Origin of the sequence: Streptomyces bluensis (assembly GCF_014650715.1) — a bacterium.
Taxonomy (GTDB): domain Bacteria; phylum Actinomycetota; class Actinomycetes; order Streptomycetales; family Streptomycetaceae; genus Streptomyces; species Streptomyces bluensis.
Genome location: NZ_BMVM01000002.1, coordinates 987,948 through 1,007,263 on the forward strand (window position 1 = coordinate 987,948; position 19,316 = coordinate 1,007,263).

General features: G+C 70.3%; 14 protein-coding genes and 2 tRNA genes. 8 read left to right on the forward strand and 8 right to left on the reverse strand.

Annotation, left to right across the window (positions count from 1 at the left end):
• Positions 1–171: 171 nt before the first annotated feature.
• Entirely contained in the window at positions 172–1,566 is a 1,395-nt protein-coding gene (gene tig, locus IE262_RS09515; protein ID WP_189872694.1) for a trigger factor, read from the reverse strand.
• Between the two features lie 212 nt (positions 1,567–1,778).
• Positions 1,779–1,855: transfer RNA gene (locus tag IE262_RS09520), tRNA-Pro, on the reverse strand.
• Positions 1,856–2,020: 165 nt separating this feature from the next.
• Between IE262_RS09520 and IE262_RS09525 the strand changes: the two genes are divergently transcribed.
• Positions 2,021–2,094 (forward strand) — tRNA-Gly (locus tag IE262_RS09525).
• A 184-nt stretch (positions 2,095–2,278) separates the two neighbouring features.
• Here IE262_RS09525 and IE262_RS09530 read toward each other — a convergent pair.
• Positions 2,279–2,473: a hypothetical protein gene (locus tag IE262_RS09530; RefSeq protein WP_134040510.1), complete on the reverse strand. Its 195-nt coding sequence runs from the start codon at positions 2,471–2,473 to the stop codon at positions 2,279–2,281.
• Between the two features lie 569 nt (positions 2,474–3,042).
• Between IE262_RS09530 and IE262_RS09535 the strand changes: the two genes are divergently transcribed.
• Together IE262_RS09535 and IE262_RS09540 are read left to right on the forward strand one after the other, a co-directional pair.
• Positions 3,043–4,272: an acyltransferase family protein gene (locus tag IE262_RS09535; protein ID WP_229877170.1), complete on the forward strand. Its 1,230-nt coding sequence runs from the start codon at positions 3,043–3,045 to the stop codon at positions 4,270–4,272.
• Between the two features lie 242 nt (positions 4,273–4,514).
• Entirely contained in the window at positions 4,515–5,681 is a 1,167-nt protein-coding gene (locus tag IE262_RS09540; RefSeq protein ID WP_189872698.1) for a cation:proton antiporter, read from the forward strand.
• A 321-nt stretch (positions 5,682–6,002) separates the two neighbouring features.
• Here the strand turns inward: IE262_RS09540 and IE262_RS09545 are convergent, their stop codons facing one another.
• Complete coding sequence (locus IE262_RS09545) at positions 6,003–7,175, reverse strand: PP2C family protein-serine/threonine phosphatase (protein WP_134040513.1); 1,173 nt, start codon at positions 7,173–7,175, stop codon at positions 6,003–6,005.
• A gap of 189 nt (positions 7,176–7,364) precedes the next feature.
• On the opposite strand from IE262_RS09545, the gene IE262_RS09550 reads away from it, so the two are divergent.
• Complete coding sequence (locus IE262_RS09550) at positions 7,365–8,594, forward strand: GNAT family N-acetyltransferase (RefSeq protein ID WP_189872700.1); 1,230 nt, start codon at positions 7,365–7,367, stop codon at positions 8,592–8,594.
• Between the two features lie 97 nt (positions 8,595–8,691).
• Here IE262_RS09550 and IE262_RS09555 read toward each other — a convergent pair whose 3' ends face one another.
• Positions 8,692–9,510, reverse strand: coding sequence for an Fpg/Nei family DNA glycosylase (locus tag IE262_RS09555; RefSeq protein ID WP_189872703.1), 819 nt, complete (start codon positions 9,508–9,510; stop codon positions 8,692–8,694).
• A gap of 259 nt (positions 9,511–9,769) precedes the next feature.
• Positions 9,770–10,255: a ribose-5-phosphate isomerase gene (locus IE262_RS09560; protein ID WP_189872705.1), complete on the reverse strand. Its 486-nt coding sequence runs from the start codon at positions 10,253–10,255 to the stop codon at positions 9,770–9,772.
• 128 nt (positions 10,256–10,383) lie between these two features.
• Here IE262_RS09560 and IE262_RS09565 point away from each other — a divergent pair, with 128 nt between their 5' ends.
• A complete protein-coding gene (locus IE262_RS09565) occupies positions 10,384–11,799 on the forward strand; it encodes an amino acid permease (protein WP_134041699.1) in 1,416 nt (471 codons plus the stop codon).
• Between the two features lie 322 nt (positions 11,800–12,121).
• Here the strand turns inward: IE262_RS09565 and IE262_RS09570 are convergent, their stop codons facing one another.
• Complete coding sequence (locus IE262_RS09570; RefSeq protein WP_189872707.1) at positions 12,122–12,715, reverse strand: biotin transporter BioY; 594 nt, start codon at positions 12,713–12,715, stop codon at positions 12,122–12,124.
• A 354-nt stretch (positions 12,716–13,069) separates the two neighbouring features.
• Here IE262_RS09570 and IE262_RS09575 point away from each other — a divergent pair, with 354 nt between their 5' ends.
• A complete protein-coding gene (locus IE262_RS09575; RefSeq protein ID WP_189872709.1) occupies positions 13,070–14,464 on the forward strand; it encodes an amino acid permease in 1,395 nt (464 codons plus the stop codon).
• Positions 14,465–14,536: 72 nt separating this feature from the next.
• Here the strand turns inward: IE262_RS09575 and IE262_RS09580 are convergent, their stop codons facing one another.
• Positions 14,537–15,211 carry a mycothiol-dependent nitroreductase Rv2466c family protein gene (locus tag IE262_RS09580; RefSeq protein ID WP_189872712.1) on the reverse strand — a complete coding sequence of 225 codons (675 nt, stop codon included), beginning with the start codon at positions 15,209–15,211 and terminating at the stop codon, positions 14,537–14,539.
• A gap of 180 nt (positions 15,212–15,391) precedes the next feature.
• On the opposite strand from IE262_RS09580, the gene pepN reads away from it, so the two are divergent.
• Together pepN and IE262_RS09590 are read left to right on the forward strand one after the other, a co-directional pair.
• On the forward strand, positions 15,392–17,968 hold the full coding sequence (gene pepN / locus IE262_RS09585; protein WP_189872714.1) for an aminopeptidase N: 2,577 nt from the start codon (positions 15,392–15,394) through the stop codon (positions 17,966–17,968).
• A 221-nt stretch (positions 17,969–18,189) separates the two neighbouring features.
• Positions 18,190–19,230, forward strand: a complete 1,041-nt coding sequence (locus IE262_RS09590) for a PDDEXK family nuclease (protein ID WP_134041710.1) — start codon at positions 18,190–18,192, stop codon at positions 19,228–19,230.
• The last annotated feature ends 86 nt before the right edge of the window (positions 19,231–19,316 follow it).

The following is a 19,316-nucleotide window of genomic DNA, read 5'->3' on the forward strand; positions in this document are numbered from 1 at the left end:
ACCACGGCGGGAGAGCCGCGCACGCACCCGCGCCGCCACCGGCCGTACGAGACGCCGGCGGACCCGCGTGACACCGGCCTATAGGAACGCCGATACGAACGCCGACGGGCCCCGAAGGGCGCTGTCGCCGTCTCGGGGCCCGTCAGGGATGCGTCACGGGGGCCGCGGAGGTCAGGCCTCCGGCTTGGTCTCCGGCTTGTCCTCGGCCGGGGTCTCGGCGGAGGCCTCCGCGGAGGCGTCCGTCTCCTCCTCGTCCTCGTCGTCCAGGTCCACGATCTCGCCGTTGGTGTCCTTGACCGTGGTGGCCTCGACGACCAGGGCCAGGGCCTTGCCGCGGGCGACCTCGCCGACGAGGAGCGGAACCTGGCCGCCCTCGACGACCGCCTGGGCGAACTGGTCGGGGGACATGCCGGAGGAGGCGGCACGGCGCATCAGGTGCTCCGTCAGCTCCTCCTGGTTGACGTTGAGCTTCTCCCGGGAGACCAGCTCGTCGAGGACGAACTGGGTCTTGATGCCCTTGACCGCGGCCTCGCGCGTCTCCTCCTCGAACTCCTCGGCCGTCTTGCCCTGGAGCTCCAGGTACTTGTCGAGGGTGAGGCCCATCTGGCCGAGCTGGTGGTGCTCCAGGTTGTGCTTGCGGGTGTTGATCTCGTCCTCAAGCAGCTTCTCGGGGACGGGCACCTCGACCAGCTCCAGCAGCTTCTCCAGGACGCGCTCCTGGGCCTGCGTGGCCTGGTCGTACTGCTTCATGTTCTCCAGGCGCTTGCGGCTGTCCGCCCGCAGCTCCTCCAGCGTGTCGAACTCGGACGCGAGCTGCGCGAACTCGTCGTCCAGCTCGGGCAGCTCCCGGGCGGCGACCTGGGTGACCTTGACCGTCACCTCGGCCTCACGGCCGGCCGCCGAGCCGCCCTTGAGCTCGGAGGTGAAGGTGGCCTCGCCACCGGCCTCCAGGCCCTTCACGGCGTCGTCGATGCCGTCGAGCAGCTCACCGGAGCCGATGGTGTAGGAGACGCCGTTCGCGACGCCGTCCTCCAGCACCTCGCCGTCGACCTTGGCCTCCAGGTCGATCGTCAGGACGTCGCCGTCCTCGGCGGCGCGCTCGACGGGGGACGTCGAGGCGAAGCGCTCACGGAGCTGCTCGACCGACTGGTCGATGTCCTCCTCCGTGACCTCGACGGCGTCGACCTCGACCTCGATGCCGGAGTAGTCCGGGATCTCGATGGTCGGGCGGACGTCGACCTCGGCGGTGAAGTTCAGCGTCTCGCCGTCCTTCAGCTCCGTGATGTCGACCTCGGGCTGGCCGAGGACGTTCAGCTCGGCCTCGTTGACCGCCTCGGTGTAGAGCTTCGGAAGCGCGTCGTTGACGGCCTCCTCCAGCACGGCGCCACGACCGAACCGCTGGTCGATGACGCGGGCCGGGATCTTGCCCTTGCGGAAGCCCTTCACCGTGACCTGCTGGTTGATCTTCTTGTACGCCGCGTCGAGGCTGTCCTTGAGCTCCTCGAAGGGCACCTCGACAGTGAGCCGAACCCGGGTCGGGTTCAGGGTCTCCACGGCGCTCTTCACGGTTCGGTCTCCTTGTGGCTGACTTCTTGGGTTTCTGCTGCGCGCTGCTGCCGGTACGGACGACCGGACGGAGCCTCAGCGGATTCGCGGGCCCTTGAGAGACGTAACGGTGCAGACACACGGGCGCGCAGCTTGCATAGTAACCGCAGGCGGTACGCGCCCCAAAAGGAGAGCTGTACGCTCCGGGCTCCCCCATGGCGGGTTCCGGCTGGTGGTCGGGGTGGCGGGATTTGAACCCACGGCCTTCCGCTCCCAAAGCGGACGCGCTACCAAGCTGCGCCACACCCCGTCTGGTGCGACACGTAGGGTACATGCCCGCAGGCAGCGCGGCTGCCGCATTTCCCGAGCACCGGTTGCGCGCCGGCGCGACCGGGAAACGGGGTGTGCGGTGAGGGCACCGGACCCGCTACGATGCCTCCTGTGCCGCGGTCACCTGACCTGCGGCGCGACCAGTGCGGGCGTAGCTCAATGGTAGAGCCCTAGTCTTCCAAACTAGCTACGCGGGTTCGATTCCCGTCGCCCGCTCCACGGGAACGAGGCCCCGGCCGGAGATCGAATACTCCGCCGGGGCCTCGTTTCGTGCGTTGAGCCTGGTCGACCCGTTGCCCAGGGGAGCTGGGGGAGCTTCCTCGCGACCTGGACGGCCCCGGTCGAGAGACGGCGGCCTGATGCGGTGGCCGCCCGCCCCCGACGGGCGCCGTCCCCGTGGCGTCTAGAACCGAATCGAGTTGATGGTCTCGGCTATCGAGTTGAGGAACCGCTGGATGTCGTCGGCCATGCCGGTCGAGGCGAGGAAGAAGCCGAAGAGTATGGCGACGACCGCGGGTCCGGCCTTGAGGTTCCCTCCTCGCATCAACACCACAAGGATGATCGCCAACAGCAGCACCACTGACAGCGAAATGGCCACAACTCATCACACCCTCGGTCGGTCCGCTCACCCGGCCCGGGAGTGCCCGCCCCGCACACCCCCGTCGGAACCATCGTGCCACCAACCCGGCTTACCTATGCGGCTGGTGAGCCAAGGTTGACCGGTCGTGGTGCCGGGCCTGCGCATCATCGACCCCAACGGCCACGCGCCGCACGCCAATTCGAGGAGGCATCAGCAGTCGAATTCCGAGATGATCGTTTCGATGCACACACATCCTGTTCGCAGTTAATTCGAATTGTTGCCACAGGCACACCAAAGAGCCTGAGGAAGCGGACATTTCACCAGAGTCGCCCGCGAACGTTATGCACCATTTAGTCCGGAAGAATGAGGACAGAAGGGCAGCAAGCGGTAGGTTGGCGGGCCGACAATCGGCGGGTAACCCTTCCTCAAATCCCGGGTGTCGGCGGGGGTAATACAGGATTCACGTCGAGGGTTTTACTAAATCGCACGGACAACGCTAGGGTGCCTCAGATGTTCACCGCTGCCTCGACCCCCGCATGCGCAGCGAGTGCCCGGACCTCCCCCCGGACTTCCCGGCGGGAGGGTCTGTGACGAACTCGCTGCGACCGCACGGCCCCAGGGCGCCACTCCCCCCGGCTCAGCAGTCGACGAACGACACGCCGAGCCCGCGTTCCCCCGAGACCGCGCGGCCGGACGCCAGTGCCGCCGCGCCGGACGCCAGACCGGTCAAACAGCGCGACGCGTTCTTCGACAACGCCAAGTACCTGGCCATCGTGCTCGTCGCGATGGGTCATGCCTGGCAGCCCCTCACCGGCCACAGCCGCGCCGCCGAGGCGCTCTACATGGTCGTCTACACGTTCCACATGCCGGCGTTCATCCTCATCTCCGGTTACTTCTCGCGCAGTTTCGACATGCGCCCCGACCGGCTCCGGCGCCTGGTCACCGGAGTCGCCGTCCCGTATGTGATCTTCGAGGTCGCGTACTCCTTCTTCAAGCGCTGGGCCGACGACGACCCGGGCCACCCGATCAGCCTGCTCGACCCGTGGTACCTCACCTGGTTCCTGATCGCGCTGTTCGTGTGGCGGATGACGACCCCGCTGTGGAAGGTCGTGCGCTGGCCCGTGCCGCTCGCGCTCGCCATCGCCGTACTCGCCTCCGTGTCGCCCGACATCGGCGACGACCTGGACCTCCAACGCGTCCTGCAGTTCCTGCCGTTCTTCGTCGTGGGCCTGGTCATGAAGCCCGAGCACTTCCAGCTGATGCGGCGCCGCGAGGTGCGGATTCTGGCGGTGCCGGTGTTCGCGGCCGCGGTGGTGGTGGCGTACTGGGCGGCGCCGCGCATGAACTCGGCGTGGTTCTACCACCGTGACAGCGCGCAGGAGCTGGGTGCCCCGTGGTGGGCCGGCGTGGTCATGACGCTCGCGCTCTTCGGATGCTCGCTGGTGCTCACGGCCTGCTTCTTCGCCTGGGTGCCGCGCCGCAAGATGTGGTTCACGGTGCTCGGCGCGGGCACGCTGTACGGCTACCTGCTGCACGGCTTCCTCGCGAAGGGGTCCCGCTTCTGGGACTGGTACGACACCTACGACTGGGTCTACCAGCCGGTCGGTGAGATCTTCGTCACGCTGCTCGCGGCCGCGATCATCACCGTGCTCTGCACCCCGCCGGTACAGCGGATGTTCCGGTTCGCGATGGAGCCCAGGATGGAGTGGGCGTTCCGGCGGGACGCGACAGAGCTGGCGCGCGAGCGCGGCAAGTCCGGCAACTCCGCCGGGACCGGCGGGTCCGCCAAGGCCGACGGGACCGGCTCCAAGAGCTGACGTTCGGCCTCCTTCACCCTTTGCCTCCTCGGCCGTCAGGCCGAGGAGGCTTTCGTCTGTGTGCGTCCAGGGGTCTGCGGGCTGTGGGCGACTCCGCCTGTGGATAACTCCGCTCGCTCCGAATACTTTGGTAAAGTAACTATTGACGCGTTCTTGACGCTTCCTTTGCTGCATTTGCCATACCAGCCCGACTGGTCGAACTGGAGGACGAGCCCATCGGACACGCAGACACCCTCATCGCCATGGGCGGCGCATTCCTCGCCGCCGCTGTCCTCGCACGCCTCGGCGGGCGCATCGGACTGCCCACCATTCCCCTCTTCATCCTGGCCGGGATCCTGCTCGGCCCGCACACGCCCGGCGTCGTGCTCGTCTCGGACCCGCACGACATGGAGATGCTCTCCGCGCTCGGCCTGGTACTGCTCCTCTTCTACCTGGGTCTGGAGTTCCACCTGGACGACCTCAAGGCGGGCGGACGCCGGATGGCGCTCGCCGGGGGCACGTATCTCGCGCTGAACGTGGGCGCGGGCCTGGCCTTCGGGTTCGCCCTCGGATGGGGCACCTCCGAGGCGCTCGTCCTCGCCGGGGTGCTCGGCATCTCGTCGTCCGCGATCGTCACCAAGGTGCTGGTGGACACGGGGAGGCTCGGCAACCAGGAGACGAAGCCGATTCTCGGGATCATCGTCGTCGAGGACATCTTCCTCGCCCTGTACCTCGCGGCCTTGCAGCCGATCCTGTCCGGGGCGGACTCGCTGTCGTCGGCGGTGCTGGACGCGGGCAAGGCGTTCGGGTTCCTGCTGCTCCTCGCGCTGGTGGCGCGTTTCGGTACGCGTGTGATCGGGCGCCTCTTCTCCACGCGGGACGACGAGCTGCTGGTGATCTCCTTCCTCGGGGCGGCGGTGTTCGTGGCCGGGGTGTCGGAGTGGTTCGGGGTGGCGGACGCGATCGGGGCCTTCATGGTGGGCCTGATGCTGGGGAGTACGGCGTCGGGGGCGCGTATCCGCAGGCTCGTGCATCCGCTGCGGGACGCTTTCGGGGCGATCTTCTTCTTCGCGTTCGGTCTGTCGATCGATCCCGGTGATCTTCCGACGGTGTTGTGGCCCGTTCTCGCGGCGGTGGCCGTGACGCTGGCGATGAATGTGCTGGCGGGGCTGGGGGCGGCGCGTCTGTACGCCTTCGGGGCGGGGCCCGCGGCGAACATCTCCACGACGTTGCTGGCGCGGGGGGAGTTCGCGCTGATCCTCGCGACGATGGCGGCTGCCGCGGGGCTGGATGCCCGGTTGTCGCCCTTCATCGCCGGCTATGTGCTCCTGCTGGCCGTCCTGGGGCCGCTGACCGCGGTCCGGTCGCACTGGTTGGCGCGGGTTCTCCCAGGGCGTCGGGAGACCAGGGTGTCCGAGTTGGTGGGGTAGGGGGCGGGCTTGGGGTGCGAGGGTGCGAGGGCGTCAGGGAGGGGGGTTGGGGGTGCGAGGGCGCGGGGTTTTCGTTGCCGGGTTTCCCGGGGATTTTCTCGCCCCCGCCGCCCCTTCCCGTCCCTTGCCCAGGGGCTCCGCCCCTTCGACCCCGGTCCAGGGGGCTCGGCCCTGGCCAGCGCTGCCCCTGCACCCCGACACCGAGGCTTGCCTTCCCCTGCGCCCCGGGTCCGGGGCTGCCCCCTGCACCCGAAGCGCGGGTCCGCGCCCCCGGACCCGCGCTTCGGGGCTCATTCCTCGGTCCCTCTTCCGGGCTGCGGGTCAGCGGGGGGCCGTGGAACCCTCTCGGGAGATCAGGAGCAGGGCCCGGTCGTCGTTCACGTCTCTGGCCACCGCTTCGATGAGGTGCCAGGCGGCGCCGTGGAAACCGCCGGCGACATAGCGGTCGGCCTCGCCCGTGAGTCGGTCGATGCCTTCGACGATGTCGCGTTCGGAGGTCTCGACGAGGCCGTCCGTGAAGAGCATCAGGACGTCGCCGGGGCGGAGAGAACCCTTGACGGGGTCGAACTGCGCGCCGTCGTACACCCCGAGGAGGGGGCCCTCCGCGACCTTCTCCTCCCAGCGGCCGCTGCCCGCGCTGAGTTGGAGCCCCGGAGGGTGCCCGGCGGAGAAGAGTTCGTAGTCGCCCGAGTCCAGGTCCAGGACGAGGTGGATCGAGGTCGCGAAGCCCTCGTCCCAGTCCTGGCGGAGGAGGTAGCCGTTCGCCGCGGGGAGGAAGGCGTGGGGTGGGAGCGATCCCAGGAGGCCGCCGAAGGCGCCGGACAGGAGCAGCGCGCGTGAGCCCGCGTCCATGCCCTTGCCCGAGACGTCCGTGAGGACGACCTCCAGGGTGCGGCCGCCGTTCGTACGGGCCGCCACCACGAAGTCGCCCGAGAAGGACTGCCCTCCCGCGGGCCGCAGCGCCATCTCGCGGTGCCAGCCCACCGGCAGCTGCGGCAGCTTGCTCTGCACCCGGATCCGTTCCCGCAGGTCGAAGAGCATCGTGCCGCCCCGCCGCCAGGGCACACCGACCCGGCTGCGGAACTGGGCGATGAGGAGGCCGAAGAAGCCGCAGGCCGCGACGACGAGCACGATGCCCGGGGTCACCCGGGACGGGCCCTCCGTATACGGGCCGAGCTGCACGGACTCGACTATCAGCGCGGTCGCGGCAGCCGCGTACAGCGCCAGCAGGCTGGCCGGGCGCAGCAGCAGGCCGCCCGCGACGATCGGGAGGACGAGGACCGCCGGGGACACCCATACCGAGTTGGCCATCGTGCACGCGGCGATCAGGGGGATCGTCAGCATCAGACCGGCGAGCGCGACCCAGTCGGAGCCGTCCCCCCGGAAGTAGTCGACGGCGGATTTACGCACGCCGGTGCGGACCCGGTGAGCCAGTTTCCTCAACCGGGCCGTGAATGTCTCGGCCTCCGCGCGCCGCTCTCGTCCTGCTGCCATTGCTGGGGACCCTATCGATCGGACCAGCTCTTGTGCACAGGAGGTCCTACTTGTCCCCCTTCCGAGGGCCGGTTCACGACGAATCTCACACAGATCCCACACGAGGGGGTGCCAGGGGCCGGGGCATGGTGCCCCCACACCTGGCCAAAATGGTTCGCCCGGCCCGGATCGTCCTGGTAGGCATGGCGTATGGCGACTGACTTGCGGGTGCTGCGGAAGGCCGACTGGAACGCCTGGTACGACAATTTCGTGCGTGCCTTCGGCGGTGTGCCCGAGTCGGCCGAGGAGCGTGAGCTGTGGAACGGCCTCGCGGAACACGACCGCGCGATCGGCGCCTGGGACGGTGACCAATGCGTGGGCACGGCGGGCGCGTTCACCTTCCGGATCACGGTCCCGGGCGGCGCCTCGGTGCCGGCCGCGGGCATCACGATGGTGAGCGTGGCGGCCACCCACCGGCGGCGCGGACTGCTACGGGCCATGATGCGGCGGCAGTTGGACGACATACGCTCCTGGGGTGAGCCCCTGGCCGTGCTGACCGCCTCGGAGCCCGTGATCTACGGCCGGTTCGGCTACGAGGCCGCGACGCACCAGTTCAGCGTCGAGGTGGACACCACCCGCGTACGGCTGTTCGTGCCGCCCGGCACCGACGAGGTGCGCCTGCGGTACGCGGCGCCGGCCGAGGTGGTCGACGCCTGTGAGGCGGTGTACGCGCGGCGGGTGCCGGAGCGGCCCGGCATGCTGGCGCGGCAGCCCGGCTGGGAGCGGTTGGGCTTGCTGGATCCGGAGAGCGACCGGGACGGGCAGTCGTCGCTGCAGTGCGTGGTGGCCGAGCGGGGCCGGGAGGTCGTGGGCTACACCCGCTTCCGTATCAAGAGCGACTGGGACGAGTCAGGTGCCCGGAACGTCGTGCACCTGCGGGACTTGGAGGCCCTCGACCCGGCCGCGCACGCGGCCCTGTGGCGGTTCCTCTTCGACATCGACCTGACGTCGAAGGTGGTCGCGTACGGACGGCCGGTCGACGAGCCGTGGCTGCACATGGTGTCCGACATCCGGCGCTGTCAGGTGCGGATGCGGGACGGGCTGTACCTGCGGCTCGTGGACGTGGGCGCGGCGCTTCAGGCGCGGGCGTACCAGGCGCCGGTGGACGTGGTGTTCGAGGTCGAGGACGCGTTCTGCCCCTGGAACGAGGGGCGTTGGCGGCTCATCGGTGACGCGAAGGGTGCGAGCTGTGTGCGGACGGACGATGCCGCTGATCTCGCCCTGTCCGTACGGGAGTTGGGGGCGGCGTATCTGGGCGGGGTGAGCCTGGCGTCGCTGGGGGCGGCCGGGCGGGTGCGGGAGCTGCGGCAGGGCGCGCTGGCGGAGGCGTCGGTGGGTTTCTCTTCGGCTGTGGCGCCCTGGCTGCCGCACGGGTTCTGAGGGGCCGCGGTTCCTGCTACGCCCGCCTTGAGTTCGGGCCTGCCGCTTGTCAGTCCTGCCGCTTGTCAGTCCTGTCGGCGGTCAGTGCTGTCGGCCGTCAGTTCTGTTGGCAGGTCGGGCACCAGAAGAGGTTGCGGGCGGCGAGACCGGCGGTGCGGATCTCGCCGCCACAGATGTGGCAGGGCAGCGTGGCCCTGCGGTACACGTACACCTCGCCGCCATGGTCGTCGACGCGGGGCGGTCGGCCCATGGCTTCCGGGGTGTGTTCCGGGCGGACGGTGTCGATGCGGTTGTTGCGCACGCCCTCGCGCATGAGCTCGACCAGGTCGGCCCACATCGCTTCCCATTCGCCCGGGGTGATGTCCCTTCCGGGGCGGTACGGGTCGATGGTGTGCCGGAAGAGGACCTCGGCGCGGTAGACGTTGCCGACGCCCGCGATGACCTTCTGGTCCATGAGGAGGGCGGCGATCGTCGTACGGCTGCGGGAGATGCGGCGGTACGCGGCCGACGGGTCGGCGTCCGTTCGGAGGGGGTCCGGGCCGAGGCGGTCGTGTACGGCCTGCTTCTCGGCGTCGGTGATCAGTGCGCAGGTGGTGGGGCCGCGGAGGTCCACGTACGTCGTGTCGTTCGCGAGGCGGAGGCGGACCGTGTCGGTGGGCGGGGGTGCGGGGGCGGGGCCGAAGGCGACCTTGCCGAAGAGGCCGAGGTGGATGTGGATCCAGTCCCCGATGGTCTCCGGGCCGAAGCGGAGGAAGAGGTGCTTGCCGTGGGCTTCGGCGGTGGTGAGTTCCGTGCCGTCGAGGAGGGCTGCGGCGTCGGTGAACTTGCCCTGGGGGCTGGTGACGCGGGTGGCTCCGCCGGTGAAGGCCGCGGCGTAGTCCTGGGCCAGGCGGTGGATGGTGTGCCCTTCGGGCATGGGGGGGTGTCTCCGGGTGTGGTTGCTTGCGGGGGGTGGGGCAGGCCTGGGGTTTTTCTCGCCCCCGCCGCCCCTACCCGTCCCATCCCTTCCTGGGGGCTGCCGCCCCCAGACCCCCGCTGTCGGCCTGAACGGCCTCGTCCTCAAACGCCGGACAGGCTGGGGGTCGGCCTCGTCCTCAGACGCCGGACGGGCTGGGGGTGCCTGGCCTCGGCTGGGACTGCGAGCGGCGCAGGCGGAGGGAGGCCGGCGGTGGCCGCTACTGCTGCGGGTGGTGGGGCGGGATCGGGGGGAGGTCGCCCGTCGTCTCGTACGCCGACAGCATGTCGATGCGGCGGACGTGGCGTGCGTCACCGGAGAAAGGCGTGTTGAGGAAGGTCTCGACGAACTTCGTCGCCTCCTCCTCGGTGTGCATGCGCGCACCCACCGCGATGACGTTGGCATCGTTGTGCTCGCGGCCCAGCGAAGCGGTCTCCACGCTCCAGGCGAGGGCCGCACGGACGCCCTTCACCTTGTTCGCCGCGATCTGCTCCCCGTTCCCGGAGCCGCCGATCACGATGCCGAGGGAACCGGCGTCGGCGGCCGTCTTCTCGGCGGCACGGAGGCAGAACGGCGGGTAGTCGTCCTGGGCGTCGTAGATGTGGGGCCCGCAGTCGACGGGCTCGTGGCCGGCGGCCTTGAGCCACTCGACGAGGTGATTCTTCAGTTCGTAGCCGGCGTGATCCGAGCCGAGGTAGACGCGCATGATCCGAGTGTGACACGCCGGTTTCGCCATGACCCGCCGGGGCCCGACAGCGGAAACGAGCAACACCACGCCTGTCGGCACGGCGGCGCGGGCGGTTGGCCTCGGTCAGGTCACGGTAGGCATCCCCCATGACTTCGCAGCCGACCACCACGACGAAGGCCGAAAGCGGCCCAGGCGGCCCCGGAGAGCCCGGCGGCGGCCTCCAGGCCGGGCTCAAGAACCGTCATCTGTCCATGATCGCCATAGGTGGCGTCATCGGCGCCGGCCTCTTCGTGGGGTCCAGTTCCGGTATCGCCACCGCCGGCCCCGGCATCCTCCTGTCGTACGCCCTCGTGGGGACGATGGTCGTCCTCGTGATGCGGATGCTCGGTGAGATGTCGGCCGCCAACCCGACGTCCGGGTCCTTCTCCGCGCACGCCGACCGCGCGCTCGGACGCTGGGCCGGGTTCTCGATCGGCTGGCTGTACTGGTTCTTCTGGGTCGTCGTGCTCGCCGTGGAGGCCACCGCCGGGGCCGAGATCCTCGAAGGGTGGGTGCCCGGCGTACCGCAGTGGGGGTGGGCGCTCATGGTGATGGTGGTGCTGACCGCCACCAACCTGGTCTCGGTCGGCTCGTACGGCGAGTTCGAGTTCTGGTTCGCGGGGATCAAGGTCGTCGCGATCGCCGCGTTCATCGTCGTCGGCGGGCTCGCGGTCTTCGGGGTGCTGCCGGGTGTCGACGCCGGGAAGGCCGGGTTGTCCAATCTCACCGACCACAGCGGCTTCCTGCCGCACGGTCCGGGCGCGATCCTGATCGGCGTACTGCTCGTCGTCTTCTCCTTCATGGGCACCGAGATCGCCACCCTGGCGGCAGGTGAGTCGGAGGATCCGCGGAGGGCGGTCACCAAGGCCACCAACAGCATCATCTGGCGCATCGGCGTCTTCTACCTCGGCTCGATCTTCGTCGTGGTGACGCTGCTGCCGTGGAACGACCCGTCCATCAAGGAGAAGGGCTCGTACGTCGCCGCCCTGGACTCGCTCGGCATCGCACACGCCGGCCAGATCATGAACTTCATCGTGCTGACGTCCGTGCTGTCCTGCCTCAACTCCGGTCTCTACACGGCCTCCCGGATGGCGTTCTCGCTCGGCGCACGCGGTGACGCGCCGAAGGCGTTCGCGCGGACGAACGCGCGCGGGGTGCCGATGGCGGCGATCCTCTCCTCGGTCGTCTTCGGGTTCGTGGCGGTCTTCTTCAACTACGCCTACCCGGACTCCGTCTTCCTCTTCCTCGTCAACTCCTCCGGCGCCGTGGCCCTGTTCGTCTGGCTGGTGATCTGTTTCTCCCAGCTGCGGCTGCGGAGGGTCATCGAGCGTGAGGAGCCGGAGAAGCTGGTCGTCCGGATGTGGCTGTACCCGTACCTGACCTGGGCGACCATCGCGCTGATCCTGTTCGTCCTGGGTTACATGCTGACCGACACCGAGCACGGCAACCGCGACATCCTGCTGCTGTCGCTGCTGGTCGCGGCGGTCGTGGTCGGGGTCTCGCTCGTACGCCGGCCGCGATAAGGCGGTAAGGCGGTAAGGCTGACGGTGGATGTCAGGAAATCCAGCGAACATCGTCCCCACCGAGCAGCCCACGAGAACCGAAGGACATGCCCGTGACCTTGCAGGACGACATGGTCTTCGCCACCGGCAAGGGTGGTTCCTCGTGCTTTGAAGGCGAGGTACGACCCGTGGCATGTTCCGGCGGAACTACACGATCGCGCCGGCCCGGGAACGGGCCTGAGAACGCCGAAGGGCCCTGCCGCGCGGTGCGGCAGGGCCCTTGCGGCCGACGGAGCAGGTCGACGGAGCAAGGTCGACGGAGCAGACCGACGGGGCGGATCACTCAGGTGCGGTCGCGGTCGGCGAGCTTCCACGCCGTGGGCAGCACGCCCATCGCCAGCGCGGCCTTCAGCACGTCGCCGATCAGGAACGGGGTGAGGCCGGCCGCGATGGCGGCGGTCAGCGACATGTCGGCGGCGAGCGCCAGGTACGGCACACCGACCGCGTAGATGATCAACTCGCCGATGGCCATGGTGCCCGCCATGCGCAGGACCGAGCGGTCGCCGCCGCGCCGGGCCAGCGCGCCCACGACGGTCGCGGCCAGCAGCATGCCGAGGACGTAGCCGAAGGACGGCGCGGCGTAGCCCGAACCGCCTTCCGCGAACCACGGCACCCCGGCCATACCGACCAGCGCGTACAGGGCGAGCGACAGGAACCCGCGGCCCGCGCCCAGTGCCGTACCCACCAGCAGCGCCGCGAAGGTCTGACCGGTCACCGGCACCGGGGAGCCCGGTACCGGCACCGCGATCTGGGCGGCGAGTCCGGTGAGTGCGGCGCCGCCGAGCACGAGCGCGACGTCCCGGACGCGGGACGCGGGCAGCAGGTCGGCGAGGACTTCGCCGGGGCGGCGGGCGGATGTGGCGGCGGCAATGCTCATGGCGGGGGCTCACTCCGGCGATGGAGACGGTCGGGGACACGGTGACGCTATCCCAGGGGCCTGGACGCGATCACCGTCAGCGCTCGACAAAGCAAGGAGCGCGCGCTTGATGTGCTCCCCACAAAGGAGGTGCGTTACACGTGCTCCGGGGTGACGCCGGTCACTGAGGTGGAGAGGGCCGGAGAGAAAGCTGAGCGGGCGAGGACTGTGGGGTTCCTCCAAACCGTCGGCGTGAGGGAGTCGTCGCGTTCCGTGTCCGGGATGTCCGCATGGTGGGCAGCCGTCTCGTATCGCGCGGTGGGCGCCCAGACTGTGGGCGTTTTGCCCATTCGCACCCGGGGGACCACAACACCCATGTCCCGCAGCACTCTCGACTCCGCGCCGGAGACCCCGGCCGCGGACGCTTCTCTCTCCCACGGCCTCAAACAGCGTCACCTGTCGATGATCGCGCTGGGCGGGGTGATCGGCGCGGGCCTGTTCGTCGGGTCCGGCGCGGGCATCGCCGCCGCCGGGCCGTCGATCGTCGTCGCGTACGCGCTCTCCGGTCTGCTCGTCATGCTGGTGATGCGGATGCTCGGCGAGATGTCGGCCGCGTATCCGTCGTCCGGCTCCTTCTCGGCGCACGCGGAGCGCGCATTCGGCCCGTGGGCGGGCTTCACCGCCGGCTGGGCCTTCTGGGTCCTGCTCTGCACGGCCGTCGGCCTGGAGGGCATCGGCGCCGCGAAGATCGTGACCGGCTGGCTGCCCGACACGCCCGAGTGGGGCTGGGTGGCGCTGTTCATGGTGGTGTTCCTCGTCACGAACCTGGCCGCCGTGAAGAACTTCGGCGAGTTCGAGTTCTGGTTCGCCGCGCTCAAGGTCGGCGCGATCACGCTGTTCCTGGTCCTCGGCGTGCTCGCGGTCGCCGGGGTCCTGCCGGGCACGGACTCCCCCGGCCTCTCCCGCCTCACCGGCGAGGGCGGCTTCCTGCCGAACGGCAGTGAGGGCCTCGTCATCGGACTGCTCGCCTCGGTCTTCGCGTACGGGGGTTTGGAGACGGTCACCATCGCGGCGGCCGAGTCGGAGGACCCGGTCCGTGGTGTCGCGCGCGCGGTCCGTACGGCGATGTGGCGCATCGCGCTCTTCTACATCGGCTCGATGGCGGTCGTCGTCACCCTCGTGCCGTGGAACGCCGAAGCCGTCGTCGACAAGGGCCCGTACGTCGCCGCCCTCGAACACATCGGCATCCCGGGCGCCGCCCAGCTGATGAACGTGGTCGTCCTCGTGGCCCTGCTGTCGGCCATGAACGCCAACATCTACGGTTCCTCGCGCATCGCGTACTCGCTGGTGTCACGGGGGCAGGGCCCGAAGGTGCTGGCGCGGGTCTCCGGCGGGGTGCCGCGGTTCGCGGTCCTGGCCTCCTGTGCGTCGGGATTCGTCTGTGTGGTGCTGAGCTACTGGCGGCCGGACGACGTCTTTCCCTGGCTGCTGAACATGATCGGCGCCGTGATCCTGGTCGTCTGGGTGTTCATCGCCGTCTCGCAGCTGCGGCTGCGCCGCAGGCTGGAGCGGGAGGCCCCGAAGAAGCTGGTCGTGCGGATGTGGGCGTTCCCGGCGCTGACGTGGGTCGCGCTCGCGGGCATGGCGGCGATCTTCGTCCTGATGGCGCGGGAGCCGGGCACCCGGGTGCAGCTGTACGCGACGGGCGGGATGACGCTGGTTCTGGCAGCGCTCGGGTACGCGCGGCAGAGGGCTCGCGCCAGGAGCTGACCGCCGAGGTGGGCCCCCGCGAGACTGTGACGGTCGAGCGTGACGCGGGGGCCCACCCAGGCGGGAGCCCGGTCAGAGGTTGCTGAAGTCCGGGCCCTTGGTACGGGTGCGCTTGATCTCGTAGAAGCCCGGGACCGAGGCGACCATCAGGGTGCCGTCCCAGAGCTTGGCGGCCTCCTCGCCCTTGGGGGCCGGGGTGACGACCGGGCCGAAGAAGGCGATCTGCTCGCCGTCGGAGCCGGGGACCGCGATGACCGGGGTGCCGACCTCCTGGCCGACCTTCTCGATGCCCTCGTTGTGGGAGGCCCGCAGTTCGGGCTCGTACGGGGTGGAGTCCCAGTGGTCCATCAGGGACTCGGGCAGGCCGACGTCCTTCAGCGCGCGGGCGACGACGTCCTTCCCAATGCCCTCGCCCTGGTTGTGGATGCGGGTGCCGAGCGCGGTGTAGAGGTCGCCGAGCACCTCGGCGCCGTGCTCCTGCCGGGCGGCGATGACCACCCGTACGGGACCCCACGCCTTGGTTTCGAGCATCTCGCGGTATTCCTCGGGCAGTTCGTCCAGCTTGTTCTCGTTCAGGACCGCGAGGCTCATCAGATGCCAGCGGACCTTGATGTCCCGGACCTTCTCCACCTCCAGGACCCACCGCGAGGTCATCCAGGCCCAGGGGCACAGCGGGTCGAACCAGAAGTCGACGGGGGTCTTGCCGGAGGCCGCCCCGGTGGACTGCGCGGAGGACTGCTCGGACATGGCTCTCCTAGTAAGTGGTCGTTTTCCGTGGCAACACCGGCGCACGCCCGCACCATTCCCGCCCCGGGCCCGCGCCCTCGCCGTGCGCGCCGCGCACTGCGCCCCGCTGTCCGGTCCCGGGGGCGCATGGCAGGATCGGCCTGTCCGTATGCCGAACACCACCCCTAGGGAGTGCCGCCCGTGCCCGGTGAGAATCTGTCCCGCGACGAGGCCCAGGAGCGGGCCGCACTGCTGTCCGTCGACGGGTACGAGGTATCGCTCGACGTGCGCTCCGCCGTGGGCGACACGGGGGGCGAACCGCGCACGTTCCGTTCGGTCACCACGATCCGCTTCCGCTGCGCCGACCCGGGCGCCACCAGCTTCGCCGACCTGGTCGCGCCGAGCGTGACGGCGGTCTCCCTCAACGGCAGGGACCTGGATCCGAGCGAGGTCTTCGACGGTGCGCGGATCGTCCTGGAGGACCTGGCGGCCGACAACGAGCTCGTCGTCGACGCCCAGTGCGCCTACTCGCGCACCGGCGAGGGGCTGCACCGCTTCGTCGACCCCGAGGACGGCGAGGTCTACCTCTACACCCAGTACGAGCCGGCCGACTCCCGCCGCGTCTTCGCGAACTTCGAGCAGCCGGACCTGAAGGCGCCCTTCCGCTTCGAGGTGCGGGCGCCGGAGGGCTGGACGGTCTGGAGCAACGGGACCGGCGAGCAGCAGGACGGGGTGTGGCGGTTCGCGGAGACCAAGCCGATCTCGACGTACATCACAGCGGTCGTGGCGGGGCCGTACCACTATGTGACGGACACCTACGAGCGGACCTTCGAGGACGGTACGCGGCTGGAGATCCCCCTCGGCGCGATGTGCCGCAAGGGTCTCGCCCCGTACTTCGACGCCGACGACGTCTTCCTCGTCACCCGGCAGGGCCTGGACTTCTTCCACGACCACTTCGACTACCCGTACCCCTTCGGGAAGTACGACCAGGCCTTCGTGCCGGAGTACAACCTCGGCGCGATGGAGAACCCGGGGCTCGTCACGTTCCGCGAGGAGTTCATCTTCCGGGGCAAGGTGACGCAGGCGTCGTACGAGCGGCGGGCGAACGTCGTGCTGCACGAGATGGCGCACATGTGGTTCGGCGACCTGGTGACCATGGTGTGGTGGGACGACCTGTGGCTGAAGGAGTCCTTCGCTGACTTCATGGGCACCTTCTCGATGGTCGAGGCGACCCGGTTCACCGACGGCTGGATCACCTTCGCCAACAACCGCAAGTCCTGGGCGTACCGCGCCGACCAGCTGCCCTCCACGCACCCCGTCACGGCCGACATCCGTGACCTTCAGGACGCGAAGCTCAACTTCGACGGCATCACCTACGCCAAGGGCGCCTCGGTGCTGAAGCAGCTCGTCGCGTACGCCGGACGGGACGCCTTCCTGGAGGGCGCCCGGCGGTACTTCAAGCGGAACGCGTACGGCAACACGCGCCTGGGTGACCTGCTGTCGGTGCTGGAGGAGACGTCCGGGCGGGACATGGCCGCCTGGTCGCGGGCGTGGCTACAGACCGCCGGGGTCAACTCGCTCACGCCGCGGGTGGTGCTGGACGCCGAGGGCCGCGTCGGTGAGCTGGCGATCGTGCAGGAGGCCCCGCGGTCGCACCCCGGGCTGCGGCCGCACCGGGTGGCCGTGGGCCTGTACCGGCGGGTGGCCGGGGGTGCCGTGGAGCGGTACGCGCGCGCCGAGGTGGACGTCGACGGGCCGCGCACGGTCGTCGGCGAGCTGGCGGGGGCCCAGGCGCCGGAGCTGGTGCTGGTCAACGACGAGGACCTCACGTACTGCAAGATCCGCTTCGACGACACCTCGCTGGCGACGCTCCGCGCCCGCCTGGGGGAGGTGACCGACCCGCTGGCGCGGGCGCTGTGCTGGTCGGCGCTGTGGAACCTGACGCGGGACGCGATCCTGCCGGCGCGGGACTTCGTCGACCTGGTGCTGCGGTTCGCGGGCCGGGAGTCCGACATCGGCGTGCTGCAGATGCTGCACGCCTGGGCCGGTGCCGCGCTCACCCACTACGCGGCGCCCGAGTGGCGTGAGGAGGGCGGCCGGCTGCTCGCGGACGGAGCCGTACGGGAGCTGAAGCTGGCCGAGCCCGGCAGCCAGCACCAGCTCGCCTGGGCGCGCTTCGTCGCCACCGTGGCGTCGGGGGAGCCGGAACTCCAGCTCTTGCGGGGCCTGCTGGAGGGTACGGCCAAGATCGACGGGCTGGAGGTGGACCAGGAGCTGCGCTGGGCGTTCCTGGAGCCGCTGGCGGCACACGGGGTGGCCGACGCGTCGGTGCTCGCGGCCGAACTGGCCCGCGACGACACGGCGTCCGGCAAGCGGCACCAGGTCCGCTGCCTGGCCGCCCGCCCCTCGGCCGCGGTGAAGGCGCAGGCGTGGGCGTCGGTGGTGGAGTCGGAGGCGCTGTCCAACGCCCTGGTCGAGGCGACGATCGCGGGCTTTTCCCGGCCGTCCCAGCGGGAGCTGACGGCGCCGTACGCGGAGAAGTACTTCGCGGCGATCGAGCGGGTCTGGGCCCAGCGGTCGATCCAGATCGGCATGCACGTGGTGAGCGGGCTGTTCCCGTCGCTCCAGGACTCCCCGGCCACCCTGGACGCCACCGACGCCTGGCTGTCGGCGCACGAGGACGCGCCGCCGGCGCTGCGGAGGCTGGTCCTGGAGGCACGGGACGACCTGGCGCGGGCACTGCGGGGCCAGGCGTGTGACGCGGCGGCCGCGACGTAGCCGTCGGTGAGCCGCCCGCGGGGGCACGGCAGGTTGACGCGGGTGCCCCCGCGGGCGGTTACGAAATTCAGGTATTCGGAGCCGTAACCTTTACCGTTCCCCATCCGGACCAGCCACTCTCGGCACTCGAACGTGCGTACTTTAGCGCCGCCTTGTCCGCATATGACGACGAGCGTGTAACAACGGTTCAAGGGCGGAGCGCACACGGGAATCTGCGGGTCATGAACAACACGCCGCTCTCCCCCCACTCCCACCCGCTGCACCGCCTCACCGGCATCCGGGGCCGCGTGCGGACCACCGCTCAGCTGCGCGGACTCGGTGTCACTCCGGCCGAGACGAGCGAGCAGTGCCGCCCCGGCGGGCCCTGGCAGCAGATCCTGCCGGGCGTGTACCTGCTGCACCCGGGCCCGGCCACGCCTCAGGAGCGCCTCCACGCGGTCCTGCTGTACGCGGGCCGCTCCCGGGACGCGGCCGGGGTGCCCGCGCAGCCGGGCGCCGGCACGCCGCACGGCCCCGTCCCGGACGCGGTGATCACGGGCCTGGCCGCCCTCGCCCTGCACGGGTTCACCTCGGGTCCCTCACTGCTCTCCCTGGACCACGTCGACGTCCTCGTCCCGCGTCTGCGCCGACTGCGCTCCACGGGCTGCGCCCGCGTCCTGCGCACGCCCGAGCTCCCCACCCCGGTCTCCATCGACGGTCTTCCGGTCGCGCCGGTTCCGCGGGCCCTGGCCGACGCGGTGGCGGGCCTGGCCGACGCGGATGCCGTTCGCCGTCTGCTGACGGAGGCGGTGCGCGGCGGCCACACCGAACCGTCCGCGGTGGTCCGGGAGCTGTCGCGGGCCCGGCTGCTGAACCGCCCGCACGTGGTGGGCGCGGTCGACTCCCTCCTGGCCGAGGGCCGGGCGCTCGCCGAGGACCGGCTGCTCCGCATGGTCGCGGACCACGGCCTCCCCGACCCCGTCTGGAACGTGGACCTGCGATTGCCCGGCGGCCCCCACCTGGGCGGCCTCGACGCGTACTGGCCGGAGCACGCGGTGGCCGTGGAACTGGACACCCGGGGGCCCCGCCACGACGAGGACGCCCTCTGGTCGGAGTACGCCCGTAAGCGCGAGACCCTGGAGCGCCTGGGCATCACGGTCGTCCACATCACCCCGAGGAAGCTCCGTGAGTCCCCGGAGCAGCAGGCCGCGATCGTCCGCACGGCCCTGATGGCCTCGGCGGACCGCGAGCCGGCGGCGTACGTCGTGGTGCTCCCCCGCTGAGCGCCCACGGGCGCGGGGCATCGGGCGCGGGCATCAGGAGGGGAGCGGAGGGGCCGCCGGATCCACTTCGGCGGCCCCTCCGCATG

Excerpts from the sequence above, each read along its gene's own strand:
- IE262_RS09540 (WP_189872698.1), top strand. The coding sequence starts at position 4,515 with ATGGGCGGCGCATTCCTCGCCGCCGCTGTCCTCGCACGCCTCGGCGGG.
- IE262_RS09545 (WP_134040513.1), bottom strand. The coding sequence starts at position 7,175 with ATGGCAGCAGGACGAGAGCGGCGCGCGGAGGCCGAGACATTCACGGCC.
- IE262_RS09550 (WP_189872700.1), top strand. The coding sequence starts at position 7,365 with ATGGCGACTGACTTGCGGGTGCTGCGGAAGGCCGACTGGAACGCCTGG.
- IE262_RS09555 (WP_189872703.1), bottom strand. The coding sequence starts at position 9,510 with ATGCCCGAAGGGCACACCATCCACCGCCTGGCCCAGGACTACGCCGCG.
- IE262_RS09560 (WP_189872705.1), bottom strand. The coding sequence starts at position 10,255 with ATGCGCGTCTACCTCGGCTCGGATCACGCCGGCTACGAACTGAAGAAT.
- IE262_RS09565 (WP_134041699.1), top strand. The coding sequence starts at position 10,384 with ATGACTTCGCAGCCGACCACCACGACGAAGGCCGAAAGCGGCCCAGGC.
- IE262_RS09570 (WP_189872707.1), bottom strand. The coding sequence starts at position 12,715 with ATGAGCATTGCCGCCGCCACATCCGCCCGCCGCCCCGGCGAAGTCCTC.
- IE262_RS09575 (WP_189872709.1), top strand. The coding sequence starts at position 13,070 with ATGTCCCGCAGCACTCTCGACTCCGCGCCGGAGACCCCGGCCGCGGAC.
- IE262_RS09580 (WP_189872712.1), bottom strand. The coding sequence starts at position 15,211 with ATGTCCGAGCAGTCCTCCGCGCAGTCCACCGGGGCGGCCTCCGGCAAG.
- IE262_RS09590 (WP_134041710.1), top strand. The coding sequence starts at position 18,190 with ATGAACAACACGCCGCTCTCCCCCCACTCCCACCCGCTGCACCGCCTC.